The following is a 24,601-nucleotide window of genomic DNA, read 5'->3' on the forward strand; positions in this document are numbered from 1 at the left end:
ATGCTCGTATTAGGCATCGAAACATCTTGCGACGAGACAAGCGCTGCTGTTGTCAATGACAATAAACTTTTATCCAACATCACCACCACCCAATCCATTCATCAGGAATACGGCGGCGTGGTGCCCGAATTTGCGTCCCGGGCACATATGAAACAGCTGAGTCCGATCATCAAAATGTCGCTTGCGCAGGCGAATCTTAAACTCGACCAAATCGATGCAATCGCGGTTACACACGGTCCGGGGTTGGCAGGCGCTCTTCTCGTCGGACTTTGTACGGCAAAGGGATTGGCCGTCAGTCTGGATATTCCCTTTATCGGGATCAATCATCTGGAAGGCCATATTTTGGCGAACGCGGTTTCCGACGATCTGCCGTATCCCTTTATCTCTTTGATCGCTTCGGGCGGGCATACGATACTTATTTATGTGGAAGAACCATTTCAATATCAAATCTGCGGCCAGACAATAGATGATGCAGCCGGGGAAGCATTTGATAAAGTGGCCAAGATTTTGGAACTGGGATATCCCGGCGGACCCCATATTGAAAAAACAGCCCGCGAGGGCGACGCAAACCAATTCAATTTCCCACGCGCCCTTATGAATGAAGACAATCTTGATTTCAGTTTCAGCGGCTTGAAGACAGCTGTATTGTACCATATGCACAAACATCCGGACTCGCAAAAAGCTGATGTCGCAGCGGCCTTTCAAAAAGCCGTCATAGATGTTCTGGTGAACAAAACACTGCGGGCCAAAGACCGTTTCAAATGCGATAATATTATCCTGGCCGGAGGTGTCATCCACAATACCGCTCTTCGGGAAGCATTTAAAAAGGCCGGCGCAGAGCATCATTTCAATCTGATCCTTCCGGAAAAGAAATTCTGCACCGACAATGCCGCTATGATTGCCCGGGCCGGACACATGCGTTTAACCCAAGGGTTTCAGTCCTCACTCGACCTCGACGTAAGCCCCAATCTGTCACTGAATAACAATGTTTGATCCTGATATGCCGTTTTTATCCAACATGCGCCTCATTATTCCGGACCACAGATGGCTATTTTTTCTGCTGGGTCTGATCTGTATCGTTTTTGTTTTTTGGATATACAGACGGACAAATCCGCCTGTACCCAAAACCACAAAGTTCCTGCTCATCACTCTGAAAAGCGCTGCTCTTATCCTGATTTGTCTGGTCTTGTTCCGGGCCGCAATCCTGCAATCAAAAAAACAGTCTTTTCCGCCGATTCTGGCTGTGGGGATCGACCGGTCCGCGAGTATGAGTATCACAGATCAACAGGGAAACCGCAAACAAATCGTTGAGAGCGTTCTCCGCGATACTGTGTTTCAAAACCTTGAGCCGTTTAAACTGAGCTATTTCACCTGGGCGAGTTCCGCCCGTCATATAGCTGCGGATTTGCTCGATTCTCTTGAGATGAGCCGGGACAAGACCGATATCACACAGTCGCTGCAGGATATGATAAAATTTCACAGCGACGAGCATCTGGCAGGCATACTTCTCCTGACTGACGGCAATTATACAGCAGGCGGAAATCCGGCAAGAATAGCACAATCACTGGGCGTTCCCGTTCACACCATCGCCATCGGTTCTTCTATTTCGGAATCTGACATTGCCATCACCCATGCAGATATTCCAGCATCAGCCTATCAAAATGAGCCATCATCCCTAACAATCCGATTAAAGAATACAGGTTATGGCAATACATCCGTTCCTGTACAGCTAAAAATAAATGGTGACATTGTAAAGACCGAGACGGTTCGACTTTCTGCTTCTTCCGAAGTTGAACATAACATGACATTTAAAGCACAGCAAACCGGTGAAGCTAAAATTGAACTTTTGGCTTTACCGCGTCAAAACGAACAAATCAGCGAAAACAATCAATACACCGGCTTTACAACCGTCTTTAAATCAAAAGTGAAAATCAGCTTACTGGCCGGCCGTGTTTCTTCAGATCTGTCTTTTATACGCCGGTATATTAATTCAGCTGAACGCTATGATCTTTCACTGTTTATTGAAAAACCAAACGGTTCGTTTTATACCCCCTCCGAATTTGACCTGACTGAAACGGATTTGCTGTTTTTGTACGATTTTCCGCACTCTCAAACGCGTTCCGAACATCTGGACCGTCTCGTACGTTTAATGCAGAACAAACCGATCCCGGTCTTGTTCATATCCGGTATATCTTTAAAATCTCCACTTCCACAAACGCTTGCCCAGGCCCTACCGGTAACGCAAGCACAGGTATGGCAGGAGCAGCACCCTTTAAGCATCGAACTATCTGCAGAAGCACATGCTTTATTCAAAATGCAGCCTCCGGTTGATGATACGTTCTGGCAACAACTCCCTCCTGTTTATTCATCTCTTCAATGGGACGCCAAAACCGATGCACGGGTGCCGGCGTTCGGTAGCACCGGTTCCGGTGCATTTCCTTTCCTTGCTCTCAAAGAGAGCGGGCGAAAATCAGCGATACTCTGCGCGCATGATCTCTGGCGATGGGATTTTCTGCTGCAAGGTTTGGGAGACACTAGAAAACCTCTAAGGCATTTGTTACTTAATCTCTTAAAATGGCTGGAAACACCGCAATCAGATCGTGCTGTTCAGGTGCATACTGATAAAAAGACCTATCAATTTGGAGAACCGGTTAATTTTGATATCAGAGTCAAGGACCAGGCATCCCGTCCGGTCTCGGACGCAAATGTCCGCGTGATCTTTACCCATTCCGAGACCACAGATACATTAAACGCGGTCCCGGATCAAAATGGGCTGTATACCCTCACCCGCACCGTGCAATATCCGGGAGAACACACAGCCGATGTGGAGGCCTTTGTCGATGACCGTTTGCTGGGCAAGTCCACAGTGCGCTACCAGGTCGGGAATTACAATGCCGAACTGGCAAACCTGCAGGCACAGCCGGATATATTGAAAGCATGCAGCCGACGCAGCGGCGGTATCACCGTCCCACCGGATTCATTGCAAAAATTACTACAGATTTCAAAACCGGCAATGCTTGAAAAAGAAAAAATGCGCAAATATCAACTCTGGAACGACCGCTATCTATTGTTTGCTGCTATTGGTTTACTGGCTTTGGAATGGCTGATTCGGAAACGAAACGGAATGCTCTAAAGACAACACGTTTTGCAGCTCTCTCTGAATGAGCGTAATAATCAATGATTTTCCCCCTCCCCGGACGCCTCTATTAATTCAGCAATGGTAGCCCCCCAGCCTCCGAGGGCCGGAGGAGCATCATAATATCTGTATACTTTTTTGTGACGATCCAATTGCTGATGTGTATAATGTTTTAACCGGCTCCTGCCTTTCCCGTGAATAATTCGAACCCTGGAATATCCGAGTTCAATTGCATTCCCGATAAAATCGTCCAGCAACTCTGGAATCACGCCATAGGGTGTTCCGTGCAGATCGAGAACATCTCTGATATAAACATAATCGGGTAAATTGCTGTCATCATTTGATGACATTCAAATCTCTGCCTATTTTGCCAAAGGCCTGAAGCGCTTTTTTAGGTGCTCATCCGTATGTGCGGCAGACACCTGAACGCGTATACGCGCCTTTCCTTTGGGTACAACCGGATAACTGAATCCAATCACATAAATGCCCTCCTGCAAAAGCCGATCCGCCATGTCGTGAGCGAGTTTTTCATCATAGAGCATAATGGGCACTATTGGATGAGAGCCGGGTTTGATATCAAAACCCATTTCAGTTAACGTTTTCCTGAAATACGCGGTACTGGCTTCCAGCCGGTCTCTCAACTCTGTGGTATCGGAAAGCATGTCCAGAACTTTCAGAGTGGCTCCAACCACCACGGGCGGCAGCGTATTTGAAAACAGATACGGTCTGCTTTTTTGCCGCAAGAGTTCTATCATTTCTTTGTGCCCGGACACACAGCCGCCGGAAGCCCCTCCCAGCGCTTTTCCGAATGTGGTTGTAATTAAATCAATCCGGTTCATCACATCATGATACTCATGCGTTCCCCGGCCGGTAGCGCCCATAAATCCGGTTGCGTGACTGTCATCCACCAGAACAATGGCATCATATTTTTCAGCAAGGTCACATATGCCGGGAAGATTGGCGATATCACCGTCCATAGAGAAAACACCATCTGTAGCGATCAGCCGGATATCGCAATCCGCGGCTTGTTTCAGTTTATCTTCCAGATCGTTCATATCGGAATGTTTATATATAAAGCGCTGAGCTTTGGTAAGACGGATACCGTCGATAATTGATGCGTGATTCAACGCATCCGTCAATATGGCCGATTCTTTGGAAACAAAAGGTTCAAACACACCGCCATTGGCATCAAAACAAGCGGCATATAAAATGGTATCTTCCATCGCCAAAAAGTCGGACATTCGGGATTCTAATTTTTTATGAATATCGAGGGTGCCGCAGATAAAGCGAACGGAAGACATTCCGAATCCCCGCTGCTCCAGTGTTTTTCGTGCTGCATCAATGACATCAGGATGGCTGGCCAGTCCCAGATAGTTGTTGGCGCAGAAATTGATCACTTTGCTTTTTACAAGGATTTCAGCGCCCTGCGGACTATTGATAACGCGCTCGGCTTTGTACAATCCGGACTCCCGGATTTCGTCCAATTGCTCCTTTATTCGGGTTTTAACTGAACCGTACATGTTTACCTCCAGCAGTTAAACATTCAATTCCTGTTTTAAAATTCCAGAACCACCTTACCGGATTGACCGGACAGCATGACCTCAAATCCCTGTTCAAATTCATCAAATGGAAACCGATGCGTCAGGACCGGAGAAATATCCAATCCGCTTTGCAGCATGGTCTGCATTTTATACCAGGTTTCGAATATCTCGCGGCCATAGATGCCTTTGATCTGCAGGCCTTTGAATATAACCTGCTCCCAGTCGATTTTTGCATTTTCAGAAAGCAGTCCCAGCAGCGCGATACGTCCGCCATGATACATATTCTCCAGCATGGATTCAAAGGCACTGCCATTGCCGGACATTTCCAGACCGATATCAAACCCATACATGCCCAATTCATCCCGGCAGGCTTCAATACTGGTTTGATTCACATTGATTGCGCGTGTGGCCCCCATGCGTCTGGCCAGTTCCAGGCGATAATCATTCACATCCGTGATCACAATATTCCGGGCCCCGACGTGCCGGGCGATTGCCGTGCTCATGATGCCGATGGGGCCGGCGCCGGTAATCAAAACATCTTCTCCGACCAAATCAAATGATAATGTCGCGTGCGTTGCATTTCCATAGGGATCAAAAAAGGCTGCAATTTCAGACGGTATGCTGTCATGGACATGCCAGGCATTGGTCGCCGGACAAGATAAATATTCGGCAAAACAGCCGTCCCGATTCACACCGATACCAATAGCGTTCGTACACAGGTGCCGGCGTCCGGCGCGGCAGCTCCGGCAGACACCGCAAACAATGTGCCCTTCTCCGGAAATCCGTTCACCACGATGATATCCCTTGACATCTTCACCCAGCTCTACGATTTCTCCGACGAATTCATGACCAATGACCCGGGGCGTTTCAATGGTGCGCTGCGCCCAGTCATCCCATTTATAAATATGAACATCCGTACCGCATATCGCTGTTTTTAGAATTTTTACAAGTATATCCCCACTGCCAATGACAGGACGCGGAACCTGCTTCATGCGCAAACCGGGGTTTCTTTCGTCTTTTACGAGTGCTTTCATCGTTTAGCCCTTTATGAATAACTATTCTTTTATAGGGATAATCAATTATCCATAGGATTGCAAGAAAAAATAAACTCACTTTTCAACACTGATTTTAACATACAAGTTTAACAAATAAATACAAAGGAATTTTTAAATTTTTAAGCAGTTTAATACAAGTACGGGCAGCATTCATCTTTTATTGCATCAATCAAAGGTTATAAAATGGCATCACCATCTCCTCAGCATGTTTTATTAACCGGCGCAACCGGTTATATCGGCGGCAGACTGCTGCAACAGCTGCAGCGCCGTAAAATCAAGCTATCCTGCCTGGCGCGCCAGCCGGAAAATCTACTGTCCCGCCACCCCAATGCACACGTTATAAAAGGCGATGTCCTGGAACCGGAATCATTGCTGCAGGCGCTCAGCGGAGTAGATACAGCGTATTATCTGGTGCATTCCATGGGCGCCAAAAAAGATTTTGAACGCCTGGATGCGCAGGCAGCGGAAAATTTCGGACAAGCAGCGCAATCTGCAGGAGTTCGGCGGATTATTTATCTGGGCGGTCTGGGAAAAGATGAGCAAAACTTGTCGCCTCACCTGCGATCCCGACAGCACGTCGGACAAGTGCTTTCCGGGTATGTTCCCGTCGTTGAGCTGCGCACGTCCATTGTAATCGGTTCCGGCAGTCTTTCTTTTGAAATGATACGCTCACTCACGGAACGGCTCCCCCTGATGATTACACCGCGCTGGGTGCATGTCAAAACTCAGCCAATTGCGATTTCTGATCTTTTGGAATATCTGATACAGGCCCTGTATCTGCCACCGGCATGCAGCGGAATCTTTGAAATCGGCGGCGCGGATCAGGTGTCGTATGGGGATTTGATGTGGGAATATGCACAGCAGCGCGGATTAAAACGCTACAAGATACCGGTGCCGGTGATCACCCCGCATCTATCCAGTCTTTGGCTGGGACTGGTGACGCCGGTTTATGCGCGTATCGGCCGCAAGCTGGTGGACAGCCTGAACAACCCCACTGTGATTACGGATCATACAGCAGATTCCTGGTTTGATATCGAGCCGATGGGCATGCAAAAGGCCATGTCGCTGGCACTGAAAAACGAAGAGCAGGACCTTGCTGCCACCCGTTGGTCGGATGCCCTGTCCTCGTCCGGTTCTCTGCCGGTCTGGGGCGGAATTCGATTCGGCAACCGCTTGATCGATATGCGCAGCAGGGATATCAATACAACAGCAGACAAAGCGTTTGCTCCCATCCGGCGGATCGGCGGCCGCACCGGCTGGTATTACGCCACCTGGCTGTGGAAATTGCGCGGATTTCTGGATCTGCTCGTCGGCGGAGTGGGCGTGCGCCGCGGACGCCGGCATCCGGAAAAACTGCGCGTGGGCGATACCGTGGACTGGTGGCGGGTTGAGGCTGTATCTGAACGGCGTTTGCTGCTGCGCGCCGAGATGAAACTTCCGGGACGCGCCTGGTTAGAGTTTAATGTCACATCTAAAGATGAAAAAACGCTCATTCAGCAAACCGCTATCTTTGATCCGATCGGACTGGGCGGACTGTTGTACTGGTACAGCGTGTATCCGCTGCACGCTCTGGTGTTTCGGGGCATGTTGCGGGAGATTGCGAGGGCGGCGGAGCAGGAATAGCACTTTTTATTCACTTTTTTCTTGATATGCTTTAAGCAATTGCATGATTTCGGTATGGCCCTGCAGGAATGCTATATCATAGGCTGTGAGGTTGGCGTGATCGGTGCGTTTGGCGTTGGGGGGTTGCAGACATTTATAAAAAAGCCGCACAGCAATACACCGCGCGGCTTGAACTTTTAAAAGTTCTACTTGTCTAATGGGTACGGAAAAACTCGATTCGCCGGTTCTTGGCGCGTCCTTCCGCTGTATCATTGGGGGCTATGGGTAATTTCTCCCCGTATCCGACTGCCTTTAGCCGGTCTTCCTCGACACCCTTGTCAATCAGATACTGTTTGACACTGTTTGCCCGCTGGAGCGATAATCTTTCATTCACAGCGGCGGGACCGACACTGTCCGTGAAACCGCGAATTTCTATTGTAACATCGGTATGGTCGATCAAGCCGGCCGCCACTTTATCGAGCACAGTATAGGATTCTTCTGTCAACGAAGAACTGCCGCTCTTGAAATTTACACCTTGCAAAATCAGTTGCGAGCCTTTTTCCTCCAATTGAGGCATGGGTTTTTCATCCGGACAACCGTCCTCATCCTGGTAGTTACCTTGAGTGTTAAATTCACAGGCACAAGAAAAGTACGATAAGGTGCATCTTTATCCGGTTGCCAATTTGACCCGTCAACCACCGGCTTGAAACTCCCATAATTGACATCAAGACCCAACATGACAAAAGGCGAGGGTGCATAAGAAAGATTGAGACCCGCAGGAAATGCAAGTGAGGCCTGATCCACAGCGCCACCGTACGGTTTTAGCGCAGCAATGGATAGCCCCACCCCTTTGGCTTGATCCCAGGTTTGAGAAAAGGCTCGAGTCGAGAAACACAACACAAATACCAGAACCACTATCTTGTAGCTTTTCATGATCCGCCTCCCAAAAGTATAGTTTGAAACCGCCCCTTTAACTGCCCGGTTAACATTCAAAATCTATCTTATATTCCGATGCGAAATATGAATGCACGCGAAAAGTAAAAGACAACATATTCTTTTTATGAATTGAAATAACAGCCGGAGGGGCCTCCCCTCATTCCCGTCCGGCTGCCTGCACCCATCTCTATTTACCATTCATACAAATCGCCGATTTCACGCAACGCACCAGGTTCCCTGCAGTTTCGGGTTTATCAGATGCTTTTTCCATTTCTCGAATCAGCCACGAACCGATGATCACACCATCAGCGTGTTTGCTGAAATCTTTGGCTGTTTCAATTGAGGAAATACCAAACCCCACACAAACCGGCAACTCCGTTGATGCCCTCAGAGCAGTCAGAGTCCCCGCTGCAACATGATCGGCTGATTCGGCCCCGGTTGTGCTGTACTGGGAAATCACATAGACAAATCCACTGGAGGCCTTTAAAATTTCCTGCGACCGTTCCGTAAAGTCAGGAGCCAAAAGATAAATCAAGGCCAGGCCATACCGACGGCAAACTGTTTCCATGGTTTCGCCTTCTTCAAACGGCAGATCCGCAATAATAAAGCCATCCACACCATGCGATTTAGCATCACGGACAAATGGTTCGATACCGTATTGAAACACCGGATTGCAATACCCCATCATCACGACCGGCGTATCGTAATTCTGTCGAAAGCGCTCCACCAGCTTGAAAATATCCATCAAAGTTATTTTATTGATGAGCGCACGAGCCGAGGAACGTTGAATGACCGGTCCTTCCGCCATCGGATCGGAAAAGGGCATACCCAGTTCGATGACATCAGCGCCGCTATCCGCCATAGCGCTCATAATGTTCAGCGTGGTTTGTATATCCGGATCCCCGGCGGTAATGAAAAAGACACCGGCTTTGTCATTGCCTTTCAGGGTCTGAAACTGTTTATCCAGTCTATTCATATTCCGCCTCCTGTTTTTGCAGGGTTTTGGTGTCCTTGTCGCCGCGACCGGACAGATTGATCAATATGGATTGTTCTTGACTCATTTTCGGAGCCAGCTTGAGCGCATAGGCCACCGCATGCGAACTTTCAAGCGCCGGGATAATGCCTTCCGTACAGGACAACAATCGAAAGGCTTCAATGGCTTGGTCATCTGTGACCGTCACATATTCGGCGCGCTTGCTTTCGGCATAATAGGCATGTTCGGGTCCCACTCCCGGATAGTCCAGTCCGGCTGCCACAGAATGGGCGGGAACAATCTGACCCAATTGATCCTGTATAAATAGACTGCGTTTGCCGTGAAACACACCGTCGCGTCCATATTGGATGGAAGCGGCATTTTCACCGGGTTGCGTACCGTATCCACCAGCTTCCACCCCGATTAACCGCACATCCGTGTCCCGGAAGGGGTGAAAAATCCCCATAGCATTGCTGCCGCCGCCCACACAGGCTACGATGACATCAGGCTGATCAATGCCGAATTCTTTAATCTGCTCGCGCGCCTCTCTGCCGATCACGGACTGAAAATCGCGCACCATCAAAGGAAACGGATGCGGTCCGACAACCGATCCCAGGATATACTGAGTATCTGCTACCGAGGTAATCCAGGCGCGCATGGCTTCGGTCGTGGCATCTTTGAGCGTGCGGGAGCCGCTGGTCACGGGTTCAACACGAGCGCCCAGCAGCCGCATGCGAAACACATTCAGCTCCTGACGACGCATGTCTTCCTCTCCCATATAGATAGTGCAATCAAGTCCCATCAGAGCAGCCACCGTCGCGGTTGCCACACCATGCTGACCGGCTCCGGTTTCGGCAATCACTTTGGGCTTTTTCATTTTTTTCGTCAGCAGCGCCTGACCCAGGCAATTGTTGAGTTTATGCGAGCCGGTATGATTCAGATCCTCGCGTTTGAGCAACAGCTGTGCTCCGCCGGTCTGTTCGCTCAGCCGTCTCGCCTTATAAACAGGTGTCGGGCGGCCGCTGTAATGATTGTACAGGTCGAACAATTCATTTTGAAAATCATCCGTACAGGCAATGTCATGATAGCCCTGCTCCAGTTCGCTCAGAGCCGGCATCAAAAGTTCAGGGACATACTGTCCGCCAAACGATCCGTAATATCCTTTTTGACGCATATTTTTCCTCATAATATTCAATTAAATCCTGTCCAAAAGTTGCGCCGCCTGTTTTAGGGCATAATGATCCTTGATCCCCGGTGACATTTCCAGCGCTGAATTCATATCCAGTCCAAACGGGTGGTACCGCTCAATTAACGTGAGCGCGTTGTCCGGTCCAACACCTCCGGCCAAAATCACACGCGAATAATCCGCAACCTGATCAAGAATATCCAGGCTGATGCGTTTTCCGGTGCCGCCGGCGCGCTGTGGTTCCCAGGCGTCGAGGAGCAGCATCACAGAATCCGAATAGCGCCACAAATCATTCAATGACCGTGCATCCCGGACCCGAAACGCCTTGATGATCGAGCCGCCGAGTTCCCGACAGTATTCCGGGGATTCATCGCCATGCAGCTGCACCCGATCGAGTCGGCAGGCATCACGAACTTTACGGACGGATTCGACGGCCTGATTCATAAACACACCGACTGTTTCCACACCGCTCAAATCACGTGTCAGTTCACGCACCTGTTCCGGATTCACCTGTCTCGGACTGGGGGCGAAAATAAATCCCAGCCACTCCACTCCGCATTCAACCGCACAATTTATATCTTTACGCCGGGTCATACCGCAGACTTTCCAGATCATACGCCCCTCAACCGTCGCAAGTGAGCGGCTGGATGCGATTTCCGCATCAGAGATTCACCAATAAGACAGGCATGAAATCCGGCCTTTTCGAGCATGACCACATCCTCGCGTTTCTGGATGCCGCTTTCGCTCACTCGAATGACGGAATCCGGCATGAGCCGGGATAATGCAAAGCTAATCTTCAAATCCACTTGAAATGTCTTGAGATCACGATTATTTACACCGACAATATCCGCGCCTGCGTTCAATGCGCGTTTTAATTCGTGTTTGTCATGCACTTCAACAAGAGCATGCATCCCTAATTCCTGTATGAGCTGTAAAAAGTCTTTGAGTTTTGTATCCTCCAGCACACACACCAACAGCAACACAGCGGCGGCCCGATGGCATTTGGCTTGATAAATTTGATAGGGATCGATGATAAAATCTTTGCGCAACAAGGGCAGTTCGACATGTTCAGCGACTGCATCAAGATAGGTGATATGACCCTGGAAAAACGGTTCATCTGTAAGAACGGAAACAGCAGACGCACCACCTCGTTCGTAGATCTGTGCCATGTTTACGGGATCAAAATCTTTTTTGATCACTCCTTTGCTGGGTGACGCCTTTTTGATTTCAGCAATAACAGACAGTTCAGGTCGATTCAGGGCATCCCGAAATGAAGCATGCTCCGGTGCATTTTCCGCAAATTCCCGCAGCTTTGACTCTGAAATTCGTCGCTTACATCCGGCGACATGCTCACAGGTCTGCGCGATAATCTTGTCTAAAATCATAGTCATGGGCTAATTCTTTGAGATAGAGTGAGAATATTCGATCATCCTGTCGAGCATATCCCGGGCACGCCCGGATTTAATCACGTCCCGCGCCTGCTCCACACCTTTAGAAAACGATGATACCTGTCCGGCGACATAAACCGCGGCGCCGGCGTTCAGGATGGTAATATCGGCAAACGGACTGTTTTCACCCTTGAAAATGGACTGCATAATACGGGCATTATCGACAGCCGTGCCGCCCTTGATCGTTTTTAGGGGAGCGCGTTCAATCCCGAATTGCTCCGGCGTTATGGTATACGACTCTAATCTACCGTTTTTGTATTCATTGACATAGGTTTCAGCGCTGATAGCGATTTCATCCATACCGTCGGCGCTGTGAACCACCATCACATGTTCGCTGCCGGTATTCTGCAGCACCCGGGCGATCTTGTCCGCGGCATCTCGATTGAATGTTCCCACCACCTGGCGTCGGGCCATGGCCGGATTGGACATGGGACCGAGCATATTGAACACGGTACGCACGCCCAGTTCACGACGCGGGGTAACCGCATGCTTCATGGAAGCATGATAGACCGGCGCAAACAGAAATGCCATGCCCAGTTCCTTGAGGCAGGTTTGGGCATCGACAGGCGTCATATCGATTTTCACACCCAATTCCTGCAGCACATCCGCGCTGCCGCATTTGCTGGATACCGAACGGTTTCCATGTTTGGCAATCGGCACCCCGGCCGCTGCCGCCACAAAAGCGGCTGCGGTGGAGATATTAAACGTATGATGCCCGTCGCCGCCGGTGCCGCAGGTATCCACCGTGCGGCCGGCTATATCTAGCTTCAAAGCCTTTTTCCGCATGGCCTGCACAAAACCGGTGACTTCACTGACGGATTCTCCCTTGATCTTTAGACCCATGAGCAAACCCGCGATTTGTGAAGGCGTCCATTCGCCTTGCATGATGGCGTTCATGACTCTTTCAGCATGAACCTGACTGAGATTCCAGTCCCTGACTGACATATTCCAACGTTTCTCGTATCATCATTGTGTCTCCCCGATAAAATTTTCCATGATTTGTAGTCCTGATTGAGTTAAAATAGATTCCGGGTGAAACTGCACCCCTTCAACCGGATATTGCTTGTGCCGCACGCCCATAATCATACCGTCTTTGAGTTGTGCTGATATTTCCAGACAATCCGGCAGATTCAGCGGATCGATCATGAGAGAATGATAGCGCCCTGCCTGCAGCGGATTATCCACGTGATGAAAAATCGTCTTGCCGTCGTGATGCACCGGGCTGTCCTTGCCGTGCACCAGTTCCAGGGCCGGCACGATTTCGCCGCCGAACACCTGCCCCACCGCCTGATGCCCCAGACAAACCCCCAGAATAGGACATTTGTCTTTGAAATGATCAATCACTTGCAGGGAAATACCGGACTCATCCGGATAACCCGGCCCCGGAGATATAATAATCCGCTCGGGCTGCATCATTTCAATTTCTTTTAATGTGGTTTCATCGTTGCGCCGCACAATGATCTCGGCTCTCAGAGACCCCACATATTGCACCAGATTATAAGTAAATGAATCATAATTATCGATCATGACTATCATACCAGACCTCCTCCGGCGTACTCGATTGCCTTTAACAGTGCATTGGCTTTGTTATAACATTCCTGATATTCTTTTTCCGGAACAGAATCCGCCACAATGCCGGCGCCCGCCTGTAAATAAGCGGTTTGTCCCTTGATATAAATGGTGCGAATCGCGATACAAACATCCATTTCACCGTTAAATGTCATATACCCGACAGCGCCGCCGTAAATACTGCGGCGAGTGGGTTCCAGTCGCTCAATGATTTCCATAGCCTTGACCTTGGGCGCGCCGGTCAGTGTGCCGGCCGGAAAACACGCCCGGAACACATCCACGGCATCCATATAGCGGGCTAGCTTACCAGTTACCGTGGAAACCAGATGAATCACATGCGAGTATTTCTCAATTCCCATGTACTCGTCCACTTTGACCGTACCATATCGGGCGATTCGTCCGACATCATTGCGTCCCAGATCCACCAGCATGGTATGTTCGGCACGTTCTTTGGGATCCGCCAAAAGATCATCCACAAGCTCCTGATCCTGTTCTGCATCACGTCCGCGTTTGCGTGTGCCTGCTATTGGTTTTAAATACACGGTATTGTCCTTCAATTTGACCAGGGTTTCCGGGGACGCGCCCAGGACCTGGGCTCCATCCATATCCATATAAAACATATAAGGTGATGGATTGACCACGCGCAAAGCGCGGTAAATTTGAAAGGCCGGAATCCCGGTTTTAACTTCAAGACGCTGGGACAATACAATCTGAAAATTATCACCGCGTTTGATGTGCTGCTTGGCCCGCATGACCATGCCTTCATATTCAGATTGCGACAAACAGGCATTGACATCAAATTCGGCAGATGACGATGTATCCGCATGTTCCGGCTGTGATGACTCGCGCAGGGTTTTGACAATGTTCTCGATACGGTTGACTGTTTTTTCATAGCTTTCGACAACCTGACCATCGGGACGGACAAACAGCAGGATATTTATTTTATGCAGCACATTGTCAAATACAATAATCTTTTGCGGGATAAACATGTGAATATCGGGTAAATTGATATCATCCTGCGCCATATCCGGCAATTTTTCAATATAGCGAACCGTGTCATACCCCAGGTACCCGAAAAACCCATTGGCATAAAAAGGTATATCCTGTCTCGGTTCAATAGCGTATTTTTTCAAAAGACTTTTCAGCACGTCCAGCGGATTGCTTTCAACCGTAAACCGGCTGTTATCCACTTTGTTTTCAACCGTTACATGCCGACCTTTGCTTTTGAAAATGATAAATGGTGTATCCCCGATGATGGAATAACGACCGCGCTGAGTGGCGCTTTCCACGCTTTCAAGCAAAAAACGGAATGCTCCCTGCGTACATTTCAGAAACATAGTCACCGGCGTATCCAGATCACCTAATATTTCAGCCGCAACCGGAACCAGCGGATTTTGTTTCGACATCTGATCAAATTCAGCCAGAGATGTTTTTATCATAGAGTCTCCTGTTTACCATAGCATCTGTTCGTATCAAAAAAAAGGGCGCTGTGAGTTTTGGGGTTCACAGCGCCCTGAAGAGAAAACGCCGTGAATGCGGTGCATCCACGGCGTTGATATTTTTATGTTGATATTAAACTATTTGCCTGTGGCGCACCTCGTTATAAAGGTCCACCACCACCAGAAATTTGCATTGTTTATGTTTAATACCAAATTCATTTCAATCCTGTTTGTTAAAATTGAATGTAAATATAGCATCTATTCATATAAAAAGCAAGTTTTTTTTTCAATTTTCAATCATCAAATGATGTTCTGCTTTTTGACTGGTTTAAAAATTCAAATAGAATCTACATCGGCATATTTGGCCAGAATATCACCGACCGGCACCAGGATATATTCATTGTTCTCAAAGGTTATATTTGTGCCGGAAAACGGTTTGTAAATCACTTTATCTCCCACGGCTATCTGTTCAGAAGCGTCTGCGGCAATATTCTCGACCAGGCCCTCATTGGGTTTTTCTTTAGCCGTATCCGGAATAATGATACCGCTGTCCGTTTGCTGTTCTCCGGATTCCTCGAACCGAATCAACACATAGCCATTTACAGGTTGAATCTTTCTCATCTTATTTCCTCCTTTTTATCGGGTCAATCCCAGCAAGTTATCTATTCTCTGCTGATCAAATCCAACGATCCATTGTCCGTCAATTTCGGTCTGCGGCACACCGGTTTGACCGGTGCGTTCCATGAGTTGCTGCGCCGCCTGCTGATCCCGGGATACATCCACATCCTGAAAGCGAACGCGGTTTTGCCGCAAATGCTGTTTTAGCCGAGTGCACCAGCTGCAGGTGGGAGTGCTGTAAACCACAACATGGTGCTGACGTTCATCGGATTCCGAGCCGAATGCCTGCGGCGAGTCATAGAACAACAGTTCATAATGCTGTTGACTCTGCAATCCCTGCACGGTCTTGACCGGTTTGGCATTTTTTAGAACGAGAACAGTGGGCACACTGTTCACGCCATAAGCGGAATGAAGGGTTCTCACGGCGGAGGCATCCACCAGAGCCACAGGCACCTCCTCAAATCCAGCAGAGGCCTCTACCACGCGGGATTTTGCCTGCAAGCTGGTCTCCGATGCCGGTGTATAAAACATCAAAAGAACAACATCCTGATCGTTGACAAGACGATCCAGTTCCTGTTTGTTTTCAATCTGCACAATCATAGACACTCCATCCAATTTCAGTCCAGCTTTTTATTCATTAGATGAAAAAACAGGAAAAAGATGCAGAAAAAAATCATATCCAGCGCTTCTTTTTAAAGAAAACCACCAATCCGATAAATATCAGCATCACAACACCCAAAAACACCGGATAAGAATAACGCCAGCTGAGCTCCGGCATATATTCAAAGTTCATTCCATAGACCCCGGCAAAAAAACTCAGTGGTATGAACAAAGTTGCAATTACAGTTAAAACCTTCATGACCTCGTTCATTTTCTGGCTGACAGCCGACATGTATGTATCCATGAGCCCGATGCTCAATTCACGCTGTACTTCGAGCCGGTCAATCACATGCAGAAGATGATCATTCAAATCATTGTAATAATAGACCATATCATCCTTGATTCCGGCAGTACCATTCCGCAGCATCTGGGACAGATTCTCGCGGACGGGACGAATGGTCTGTCTGAGCCGTAAGGATTGCTGCTTCAGGTCAAGTATTTGTTCTACATGTTCGTTTTCAGGCTGCCGGATGACCACTTCTTCCAAATATTCAACCTTGTTCTCAAAAAACTCGATACACTCCATATAATAATCAACAACCAAATCAAAGAGTGCATACAACAAATAATCCACGCCGTACCGTCGCAGCCGTGTTGACGGTGCATTCAGCCGTTTCAGCAGAGGTTCAAGCCAGACTCCGTCGCCCTGTTCAAACGTAATCAATGTCTGCGGAAACAGTACAAAACTGTATTGTTCCTCTATGATCCCGGATTCCGAGGTAAGGGTCAGAACTTTAAGTGTAAAAAACGTGTAATCTTCCCGGGATTCAATCCTGGGGCGCTGCGTGGTGTTTAATATATCCTCCATGATCAAAGCATCGAGAGAGTAGCGTCCGCCGATTTCCCGGATGACCTTTTCATCATGGACCCCCTTTACTCTTACCCATTGATTCAGATCTGTGCTTTCGGCCGATTCAAATTCGATTTTGTCCGGTTTTAGATTCTGAATATCAAGAGAGGTTTTATCATAGGTTAACACCTGCACAGACACCGGCGTACTGACCGCTTCGCCCACATATACCATGGAACCCGGAGGCATACCGGTCTTTTTGAGAGAACGCTTTCGTAAAAGCATGATAATCTTTTGAATTTGGCGTGAATGTGTCCTCTGAACGGATTCAGAGGACACAAAAATGACTATTGTTGAGCGCTGACCGACAAGTGCAGCCAAACCTTGACATCAAAATCGAGATCAGGCGGCGGAGCGGGTTGCGCAAGACCCTGCAGACTGACCGCAACAGGGACATTGCTTTGCTTCAAATTCCCCTGCGCATCGAACAGCGAATTGATGATATTCACCAGCACTTGCATACCGGCCTCGGCAGGAACCGGGGTCTGTTCCACACCTTCATTGGCATCGAGATCAAAATTCGACATTGACAACAATGTGGTTAAAGAGGCCGCATCCGCTCCGATTTGCATTTCCCCGGAAACCGTTGTTCCTTCGGCGCTGTTGTCGTTCAACACCTCGAACGTGACACCACTTACCCCCACGTTTTCGATGTTAGCGGTTGAAAGACGGGAATTTGATGCGATAATATCCTGAAGAGCCTCGGCCAGATCAAAACCCAACATCTGATCAAACGAATCGTTTGAACTGTTGACCGAAAATTCAACAGGATGTTTGACCACAATACTCAGGGTACTGGCCGTATCGGTGGGACACAGCGCACCGATCATGACAAAAAAAGCAAGACCTAAAAGAGGCAACAATCTTGTCCATTGCTTACGTTTTAACTGCTGCATAAAATCCTCCTGTTTTTATAAACCGACAAACAAGCCGGCGGTATAAATCGGACGCATTCCGAATGACAGATCGGCACTCAAATGCATCACCTTGAAATCGAATCCCAGCCCCACAGTGTATTGCATGCCGGATTCGCCGTCCATGGAAAATGAAATACTTTCATCTGTTTCCGGATTACTGACATACTTTATATCAACAGAGCTCTGATCATATCCGACCCCGGCATACAGCTCCAGCATACCGAATTGTCGTCCAGCTTGAAGTCCGGCATGAAACGTAGAAAATTCGAGCAAATCTTTATTGATAGACAGAGTCTGCCAGAACCCGCCTACAGAAACATCCACTGGTGAAAGCAACAGATACTGGCTGAGACTGTGACGCACGCCAAACCCGGTCACCGTCAGATTCTCAATATAGGAATCCTCAAAATCCAGTGAAATGTATCGCACCGACGCTTCAGTACCGAGCACAGTACCCAGAGTCAACTGCGGCACTACAAATCCCGTGGATTCGAGATCGTACCCGCCGGGAAAACTGTACTGGGTGCCGGCGTATCCGCTGACATAAGTGGCGTCAGGCGGCCCCACAACAGTCGAGGTTTCGACTGATTGCTGCGGATAAAACGGCGATCGAGTCTCGGCCATAAAGGTCTTGTCCGCATCCACCACCGGAGCCAACATGGTGATCAATCCCACACGCACCCGAATTCCAAAAGCCGGCACTTTGGCCGTCTGATACCATCCCCGATTCATGGACGTGGCTGTACCATCAACAAACGGCTGGATATAACCACGCGCATTGGCCTCGCTATAATCCTGCAGACTCTCTTCAATTTGAGCGAAAGCAGGCTTGATCAGCAGCAAGCTCAGGAGACATAAAAACAATGTTCTTTTCATAAAGCATTTTCTCCACATAGTTAACGTACTTTATTAACAGTTATAAACGGCAATCCATTTCAGTCATTTACAAAAATTACATTTTATTGTCAATTTCATCACGTCTGATATTTTAACCCATTGCTGTTGAAAGCATGCTTGCATAACTCGATCAGCGCAAATAAATAATTTTTCGGGTGTATTTGAGTTCAGAGGTTGTAATTTGGCAAATGTACATCCCATTGGCCACAACATCATTTGAATGTGCCCCGGCGTCCCAGATCATGGTATGCTGTCCGGCAGGCAGACGCTTGTTGAGCAAACGAACAATGTTTTGCCCCAGCAAATTATATATATCGATAGTAACGGTTTGTTCTCGTGTCAAAGAAAGCGGTATATAAAGCTGGTCATTGAATGGATTGGGAAACGGCTGATAAACGATAATCTCCGGCTCATCTTTGCCGGAATCACTGTTTTGATCGTACTCGGGCAGCAGCAGACCGGCCGCCATATACATCCCGGCAATCTGCTGGTCCACAACATACTCGCACCCTTCCACAAATGAATAAATATCAGCAATTCGCCGGTAAAACCCCATCCCGGCCTTGTCCGGATAGAGCAAATTATGCGGATCATCCCAGTTGCTGGTGGGGCCGTAAATGACAATACCGGATACGGGTCCTGAACATTGTCATATTTACAATTGATGTTCAGGGGATCCACAGGATAGACGCTTCCTGCTCCGGTCATCCAGCTCATTTCAGAGGGATTCATGCCCAGAACAAAATCAATACATCCGGCAACAGCATTCAGATATTTACGTTCTTTTGTCAGCAAATAAGCGCGAATGACCGGCCCGATATTACCGGAATGCAGCGGCGATGCGCTTCCAAAGGTTCCCTCATTGGGACAAGCTGCCCGGTATCCATTCCGGGCGTTTTCTTCAATCTCCTTCACGATCTCATCCGCACGCTGAATCAAGCGTTCACGCAAATAGGTCTGCACGGTATAATCGCCGCTGCGCTCAGAAAATATGACCGGCCAATGCACAATCCAGCGATCAAAATTCCAGAACACATAACCCGAATTGCCGTCGTAATTGGCCTCAAAATCCTGCCAATACGAATTCGCGCCGGTGGTGGCAAAAAGCTGTCCGGCAGCCCAGCACCACGCATCGGAGAGCAGCGCTGCGGTATAAGCTTCTTCTCCGTCGATCCAGGGCAAAACCGGGTCCCAGCGTTCGTGAGAATGATGCACGGCGTAATAATACGCATCGCGCGCGCGTTGCAGATAGCGGTTGGCCCGTTGTGTGTCAAAATGCAGAAAAACGCGCGACGCCTGGGCAAACAGTCCGGCTGCTGCAAAGGATGAATAAGGCGTGACTTTGCGCATCCAGTACGGCAGTGGATCCTGATCGCCGGTGCCGGGAACTACCGGTGCAAAGGTATAGGATTCCATGCCCGGCGCCACCCCGCCATTTAATCCCCGCACCTGTTGTGCATAGTCCTGACAGTATTCCCATTGCTTGAGACTCCAGGCCGCCTGATCCAGTATATCCGGTATACCATTTTCATTTTCCGGAATGCTAATTTGTCCGTCATAAAAGCGTTCCGGACAGGCTTCGTACAAACTCATCAGACGCTCACCGACTCCAACATGGGTCAGACGCAGATCAAAATCACCGGCGTCATAATGTCCGCCGTGAAACGGCCGCGGCCCATCGGGCACATACCAGTCACCGGCATTGGGATTATGCGGATCGATGACACCGTCGCCATGTCCTTTGAGCCAGGGATGGACAATATTCTTTTCAGTCACATAGATCTCATCATGAGCGGCAGGACGAGCCCACACACCGGCGTATTCCTGCGATAAAAAAGCGCCACAGCGTTGAAAGTACAGACCCTTTGCAATCGTGCCGTATATTTCCTGTGCCGCGTTGGCATTGTTTAAAAATGTATAGGAACGGCCGATTCCGTCCATCCAGATGTAAAAAGCCCCTTTAGCCTGCAGTTCGGAAATATTTAGTTTGTATAAAGTATCACCGCCCTGGGCATCATGATCCGAAACCCATTGCACGGAACCGGTCATCACCGTCTGATGATCGGCGGCCCGGCGCACCTCAAATTGTTCTATTTCAGAAACATCAACCGGGACTCCGTCACCCAGATAAGATGAAAAATAAACTAATTTCGTTCCGACGCGTTCCGAGTACCCGACCTGGTTGAGTTTATAACCGGGATTGGGGGTTTGGTCGTAGCGAAAGGTAAATTCAGTCTCAAACTCAACCGGCACCAGACCGCTCGCGAGCGATACGGTATAGCTTTTACCGGGCTGCAAGGGATAGGGCAGATAACAATGCATGAAATTATCCATGGAATCCTCCCCATCCCAGCCTGAAGAATATGAGCCCTTGGCAAAACGGGCAACACGTACGGGGTGCACGCCACGCTGATAGGCCGCATCATTTCTGCTGCTGAACGTATAGCGGGCGGTTTGCTTGAGGATATCCATATCATTTGTGGACCGGTATCCCAGCCATACGGTAACAATCGTTTGCGAACGGATTTGCAAGCCACGCACACCGGCGCGGTCAAAGGCAAACAGCTCCTGTATCAGCCCGGGCAGCCCTATAGTCAAAACAAGCACGGCATAAAAAAGAATATGATGAATAAAACGACGCATTCAGGTTCCTTGCAAGTTCAGCGCATCTCTGTTGGGGCATTTATACAATTGTGCGGCAGAGTGTAAATATAAAAGTACAAAAATTATGCCGCAGCCACAACATATTTTACGGGAGCATAATTCCGGCAAGGCGGGAATAATGGATCAACTGTTCTGCACTCATGGAACGGAAAAAAACCGGTCAATCGCCGATTTGGTAATAAAAATCGCATTGACCGGTAGCAATTACAAAAAAGATTTTGTTACTGCAGTTTTCGGCTGCTCCATTCAATCAAACCAACACCCGCAGCCATGAGAGCCATCATCACCAGAGTTGCAGTCAATGTAGGCCAGGAATTGCCGGCAAGCCAGGGAAACCGCTCCACAGCCTGCGGCGAATTGATCAACAGAAACACGATCCCATTATTAATCAAATGCGCCAGAACAGCCGGCCAGATGGAACGCGTTCGAAAGACAATGTACGTAAACAGGATACCCAGCAGGGCGGTCGGGACAATGCGGTAAAGATTAATATGAAAGAGTCCGAACAGAAAACCGACTGTCACAATCACCATCCATCCCGGCATGTGTTTTTTCAGTGAAGAAAGCAGCACTCCGCGAAACAGCATTTCTTCACAGATGGCCGGACTCACTGCGAAAACCAGAACGCCCAAAAGAGGATTCAATGATGTGGTTGACACATTCAGAATATCTTCCAGTGATTTGGCCAGCTCTTCGTATTCCGGGAAAAACTCCATCTGCAGTCTGGACACCCAGATCATCAATCCCAGGGCGCCGACACCGGTCAAAACGGTCCCCAGCAACGCCACTCCGTTCACTTTTTCAAGATGCAGGGTTTGTTTCCAGTCGACTTTGAAAAACCAGATAAACACCAGAACCGGCAATGCAATCAACAACCATTCTGTGATGAGGATACCGGAAATAATCGATTTCAGCTGTACATAGGAGCCGATGTAAAACAGCAGCAGCATCACCAGGGCAAAAAGCATCAGCGCGCTGCTGGGCTGAAACCGGTCGGCCGGTCTGATTTGTGATCGATTCAGTGAAAGCTGAAACGGCTGGTTGCCGCCAAACAATACACTTTCAGCGTGAAACAATTTGACCACAATGACAATAAAAAGCATGGCCACAAAGGCATTGGCAATAAAAGTAAGGAAAATCAGATCAACAGGATAATTGCCCAGAAAAATCTCGCGAAACAGCAGGCTGAGATTGGCCACCGGTACCATGGCCAGTGTGCGGTTCAATTCAATTCCCGGCATCATACTGATAAACGAGGGAAACATCAATAACAGATATACCGGGGTGGCATAATTTTGCGCTTCTTTGAAGGAACGCGCAAACAAGCAGACTGAAAGGATTGCAGCGCTGATGAACAGTGCAAAGGGTATCAGCGAAAAAAACAGCCAGGCCAATCCATAGCCGGTGATCCCGAATTCCATATGCTGATTCAGTTCACCCATCTGCACCATACCCGAGGTATAGACCAGCATCATGGAAGCAAGATTCAAAAGACCGGTGATCAAAGCAATCGTGGTGACGGTCAAAAATTTGCCCAGCACCAGATCGATCCGCTGCACCGGGATGGTGAGAATGGTTTCCAATGTGCCGCGCTCCTTTTCCCCTGCCGTCAAATCGATGGCAGGATACATGGCGCCGAGCATCATGGTAACAATCAGAAGCAATGGTATAATACTGCCCAGCAGCATACCGCCCATACGGCTGGGGGTTGCAATATTTTCCCGCTCGATCTGAAACGGTTCCAGCACCGAAAGATCAATGGATTCGAGCCTGAGCAGTCGTTCCTGTTCCTGCCTTTGATACTGCTGAAGCGCTGCGGACAATCGATCTTCGCAGAGACGCGATTTGTCAATTGCAGCATCATAATACACCACAAATTGCAGGGTGTCTCCGCTGTATTCACGCGTTAAAAACCCGTGCAACAATTCAGCTTTCAAGTCGCTCAAAGGATTTTCTGTATCTACAATCGTAAAATCCTCGGCCGCCCGGATACTGTCCGTTAGCGCCTCCGGCAGAGAATCATTCAGGGCAATCCTGCTTTTTTGAGATTCAAGATTTTGAGTGCCGATGGTCATCAGCTGCCCCATCATCATAAACAGCAGCGGATAAAGCAGAATCGGCACCATGATCATCATCATCACGGTGCGCTTGTCGCGCAGCGTATCGATAATTTCTTTGCGGTATACAATCGCTATGTTTTTCCAGTTCATGCCGCCTCCTCGATATAGGCCAGAAACACATCGGCCAGATGCGGCGCCTTTTTGCGTTTTTTCAGGTTTTCAAGGGTATCCACGTCCAGAATATTGCCCTGGTGCATCAAAGCAATACGATCGCACAGCATTTCCGCCTCTTCCATATAGTGTGTGGAAAACAGCACGGTTTTTCCCCTGGCCGCCGACTCGCGGATAAATTTAATAATGGTCCGCCCTGTCAGGATATCCAGTCCCAGGGTGGGTTCGTCCAGGATATAAACAGGCGGATCATGCAAAATGGTTCGGGCAATGGACGTTTTCTGAGTCTGACCGGTCGAAAGTTTCTCAACACGCTGATCGGCAAACTCGTGCATATCAAGCATGTCAAAGATTTCTTCGGCTCGTGTTTTGATCTGCTCTGCGGACATTTCATAAAGCGCCCCGAAATAGGACAACAGTTCACGCGGCGTTAATCGGCCGTAAAGCCTGGTGTTCCCGGATAAAAAACCGATTGATTTTTTTATCCCCTCCTGACTCGCTTGCAGGCTGATCCCGTTAATGCGGGCTGTTCCGCTGGTCGGTGTAAGCACCGTGGACAACATTCGCAACAGCGTTGTTTTGCCGGCGCCGTTCGGCCCCAAAAGACCGAAAATCTCACCCTCTCGCACAGTAAGAGTGGTCTCTCGGACCGCATGGATATCCCTATGCTTTTGTCCATAAAAGGTTTTACAGATTGCCTGTGTTTCAATCATTGCGCATTTCCTCTAGTCAAGACGATATGTTTTCATTGTCTAACAATTTAAAACTCACTCATCACCAAGCCAAGGCCGTAACAAAAACTATCAATAAAATCAGAGGCCGCATATCGATGCAAAAGAATTGCAATCACCCGTAAAAGCATACCCTGGCTAAAATCAC

Annotated in this window: 22 protein-coding genes and 1 pseudogene; 3 read left to right on the plus strand and 20 right to left on the minus strand. The window is 48.7% G+C overall.

Going from position 1 to position 24,601, the window contains the following annotated elements:
* The gene (tsaD, locus tag U5R06_15495; protein MDZ7724164.1) at window positions 1-993 is read left to right on the plus strand and encodes a tRNA (adenosine(37)-N6)-threonylcarbamoyltransferase complex transferase subunit TsaD; all 993 of its coding nucleotides are present in this window, start codon (window positions 1-3) and stop codon (window positions 991-993) included.
* A complete protein-coding gene (locus U5R06_15500) occupies window positions 986-3,133 on the plus strand; it encodes a CARDB domain-containing protein (GenBank protein MDZ7724165.1) in 2,148 nt (715 codons plus the stop codon). Before tsaD ends, U5R06_15500 begins: the two co-directional genes overlap by 8 nt.
* Window positions 3,134-3,174: 41 nt before the next feature.
* Here the strand turns inward: U5R06_15500 and U5R06_15505 are convergent, their stop codons facing one another.
* The 3 genes and pseudogenes from U5R06_15505 to tdh all read right to left on the minus strand — a co-directional run bounded on the left by U5R06_15505 (window position 3,175) and on the right by tdh (window position 5,711).
* Window positions 3,175-3,486: a Smr/MutS family protein gene (locus tag U5R06_15505; GenBank protein MDZ7724166.1), complete on the minus strand. Its 312-nt coding sequence runs from the start codon at window positions 3,484-3,486 to the stop codon at window positions 3,175-3,177.
* Window positions 3,473-4,656: pseudogene (gene kbl, locus U5R06_15510) on the minus strand (glycine C-acetyltransferase). Before kbl ends, U5R06_15505 begins: the two are co-directional and overlap by 14 nt.
* A 35-nt stretch (window positions 4,657-4,691) precedes the next feature.
* Entirely contained in the window at window positions 4,692-5,711 is a 1,020-nt protein-coding gene (gene tdh / locus U5R06_15515; protein ID MDZ7724167.1) for an L-threonine 3-dehydrogenase, read from the minus strand.
* Window positions 5,712-5,915: 204 nt separating this feature from the next.
* On the opposite strand from tdh, the gene U5R06_15520 reads away from it, so the two are divergent.
* Window positions 5,916-7,355, plus strand: a complete 1,440-nt coding sequence (locus U5R06_15520) for an SDR family oxidoreductase (GenBank protein ID MDZ7724168.1) — start codon at window positions 5,916-5,918, stop codon at window positions 7,353-7,355.
* Between the two features lie 193 nt (window positions 7,356-7,548).
* Here the strand turns inward: U5R06_15520 and U5R06_15525 are convergent, their stop codons facing one another.
* The 17 genes from U5R06_15525 to U5R06_15605 all read right to left on the minus strand — a co-directional run bounded on the left by U5R06_15525 (window position 7,549) and on the right by U5R06_15605 (window position 24,435).
* A complete protein-coding gene (locus tag U5R06_15525; GenBank protein MDZ7724169.1) occupies window positions 7,549-7,911 on the minus strand; it encodes an OmpA family protein in 363 nt (120 codons plus the stop codon).
* Window positions 7,878-8,267, minus strand: coding sequence for a hypothetical protein (locus U5R06_15530; GenBank protein MDZ7724170.1), 390 nt, complete (start codon window positions 8,265-8,267; stop codon window positions 7,878-7,880). The genes U5R06_15525 and U5R06_15530 overlap by 34 nt, the downstream gene beginning before the upstream one ends.
* A 190-nt stretch (window positions 8,268-8,457) precedes the next feature.
* Entirely contained in the window at window positions 8,458-9,246 is a 789-nt protein-coding gene (trpA, locus tag U5R06_15535; protein ID MDZ7724171.1) for a tryptophan synthase subunit alpha, read from the minus strand.
* A complete protein-coding gene (gene trpB / locus U5R06_15540) occupies window positions 9,239-10,417 on the minus strand; it encodes a tryptophan synthase subunit beta (GenBank protein MDZ7724172.1) in 1,179 nt (392 codons plus the stop codon). The genes trpA and trpB overlap by 8 nt, the downstream gene beginning before the upstream one ends.
* Before the next feature lie 21 nt (window positions 10,418-10,438).
* Window positions 10,439-11,044, minus strand: coding sequence for a phosphoribosylanthranilate isomerase (locus tag U5R06_15545; protein ID MDZ7724173.1), 606 nt, complete (start codon window positions 11,042-11,044; stop codon window positions 10,439-10,441).
* A complete protein-coding gene (trpC, locus tag U5R06_15550; protein ID MDZ7724174.1) occupies window positions 11,041-11,820 on the minus strand; it encodes an indole-3-glycerol phosphate synthase TrpC in 780 nt (259 codons plus the stop codon). Before trpC ends, U5R06_15545 begins: the two co-directional genes overlap by 4 nt.
* A gap of 3 nt (window positions 11,821-11,823) precedes the next feature.
* Window positions 11,824-12,822, minus strand: a complete 999-nt coding sequence (gene trpD / locus U5R06_15555; protein ID MDZ7724175.1) for an anthranilate phosphoribosyltransferase — start codon at window positions 12,820-12,822, stop codon at window positions 11,824-11,826.
* A 21-nt stretch (window positions 12,823-12,843) separates the two neighbouring features.
* Window positions 12,844-13,413, minus strand: a complete 570-nt coding sequence (locus tag U5R06_15560; protein ID MDZ7724176.1) for an aminodeoxychorismate/anthranilate synthase component II — start codon at window positions 13,411-13,413, stop codon at window positions 12,844-12,846.
* Window positions 13,410-14,885 (minus strand): anthranilate synthase component I, encoded by a 1,476-nt coding sequence (trpE, locus tag U5R06_15565; GenBank protein ID MDZ7724177.1) that lies wholly within the window; start codon window positions 14,883-14,885, stop codon window positions 13,410-13,412. Before trpE ends, U5R06_15560 begins: the two co-directional genes overlap by 4 nt.
* 336 nt (window positions 14,886-15,221) lie before the next feature.
* On the minus strand, window positions 15,222-15,506 hold the full coding sequence (locus U5R06_15570) for a co-chaperone GroES (GenBank protein MDZ7724178.1): 285 nt from the start codon (window positions 15,504-15,506) through the stop codon (window positions 15,222-15,224).
* 15 nt (window positions 15,507-15,521) lie between these two features.
* Entirely contained in the window at window positions 15,522-16,103 is a 582-nt protein-coding gene (locus U5R06_15575) for a thioredoxin family protein (GenBank protein MDZ7724179.1), read from the minus strand.
* A 73-nt stretch (window positions 16,104-16,176) separates the two neighbouring features.
* Window positions 16,177-17,238, minus strand: a complete 1,062-nt coding sequence (gene corA / locus U5R06_15580; protein MDZ7724180.1) for a magnesium/cobalt transporter CorA — start codon at window positions 17,236-17,238, stop codon at window positions 16,177-16,179.
* Between the two features lie 62 nt (window positions 17,239-17,300).
* On the minus strand, window positions 17,301-17,909 hold the full coding sequence (locus U5R06_15585) for a hypothetical protein (protein MDZ7724181.1): 609 nt from the start codon (window positions 17,907-17,909) through the stop codon (window positions 17,301-17,303).
* Between the two features lie 15 nt (window positions 17,910-17,924).
* Entirely contained in the window at window positions 17,925-18,806 is an 882-nt protein-coding gene (locus U5R06_15590; GenBank protein ID MDZ7724182.1) for a DUF6588 family protein, read from the minus strand.
* A 360-nt stretch (window positions 18,807-19,166) separates the two neighbouring features.
* Complete coding sequence (locus U5R06_15595) at window positions 19,167-21,470, minus strand: glycoside hydrolase family 9 protein (GenBank protein MDZ7724183.1); 2,304 nt, start codon at window positions 21,468-21,470, stop codon at window positions 19,167-19,169.
* Between the two features lie 242 nt (window positions 21,471-21,712).
* Window positions 21,713-23,701, minus strand: coding sequence for an ABC transporter permease subunit/CPBP intramembrane protease (locus U5R06_15600; GenBank protein ID MDZ7724184.1), 1,989 nt, complete (start codon window positions 23,699-23,701; stop codon window positions 21,713-21,715).
* A complete protein-coding gene (locus U5R06_15605) occupies window positions 23,698-24,435 on the minus strand; it encodes an ATP-binding cassette domain-containing protein (protein MDZ7724185.1) in 738 nt (245 codons plus the stop codon). Before U5R06_15605 ends, U5R06_15600 begins: the two co-directional genes overlap by 4 nt.
* Window positions 24,436-24,601: the final 166 nt, after the last annotated feature.

Source organism: candidate division KSB1 bacterium, from assembly GCA_034521575.1.
Taxonomy (GTDB): Bacteria; Zhuqueibacterota; Zhuqueibacteria; order Residuimicrobiales; family Krinioviventaceae; genus JAXHMJ01.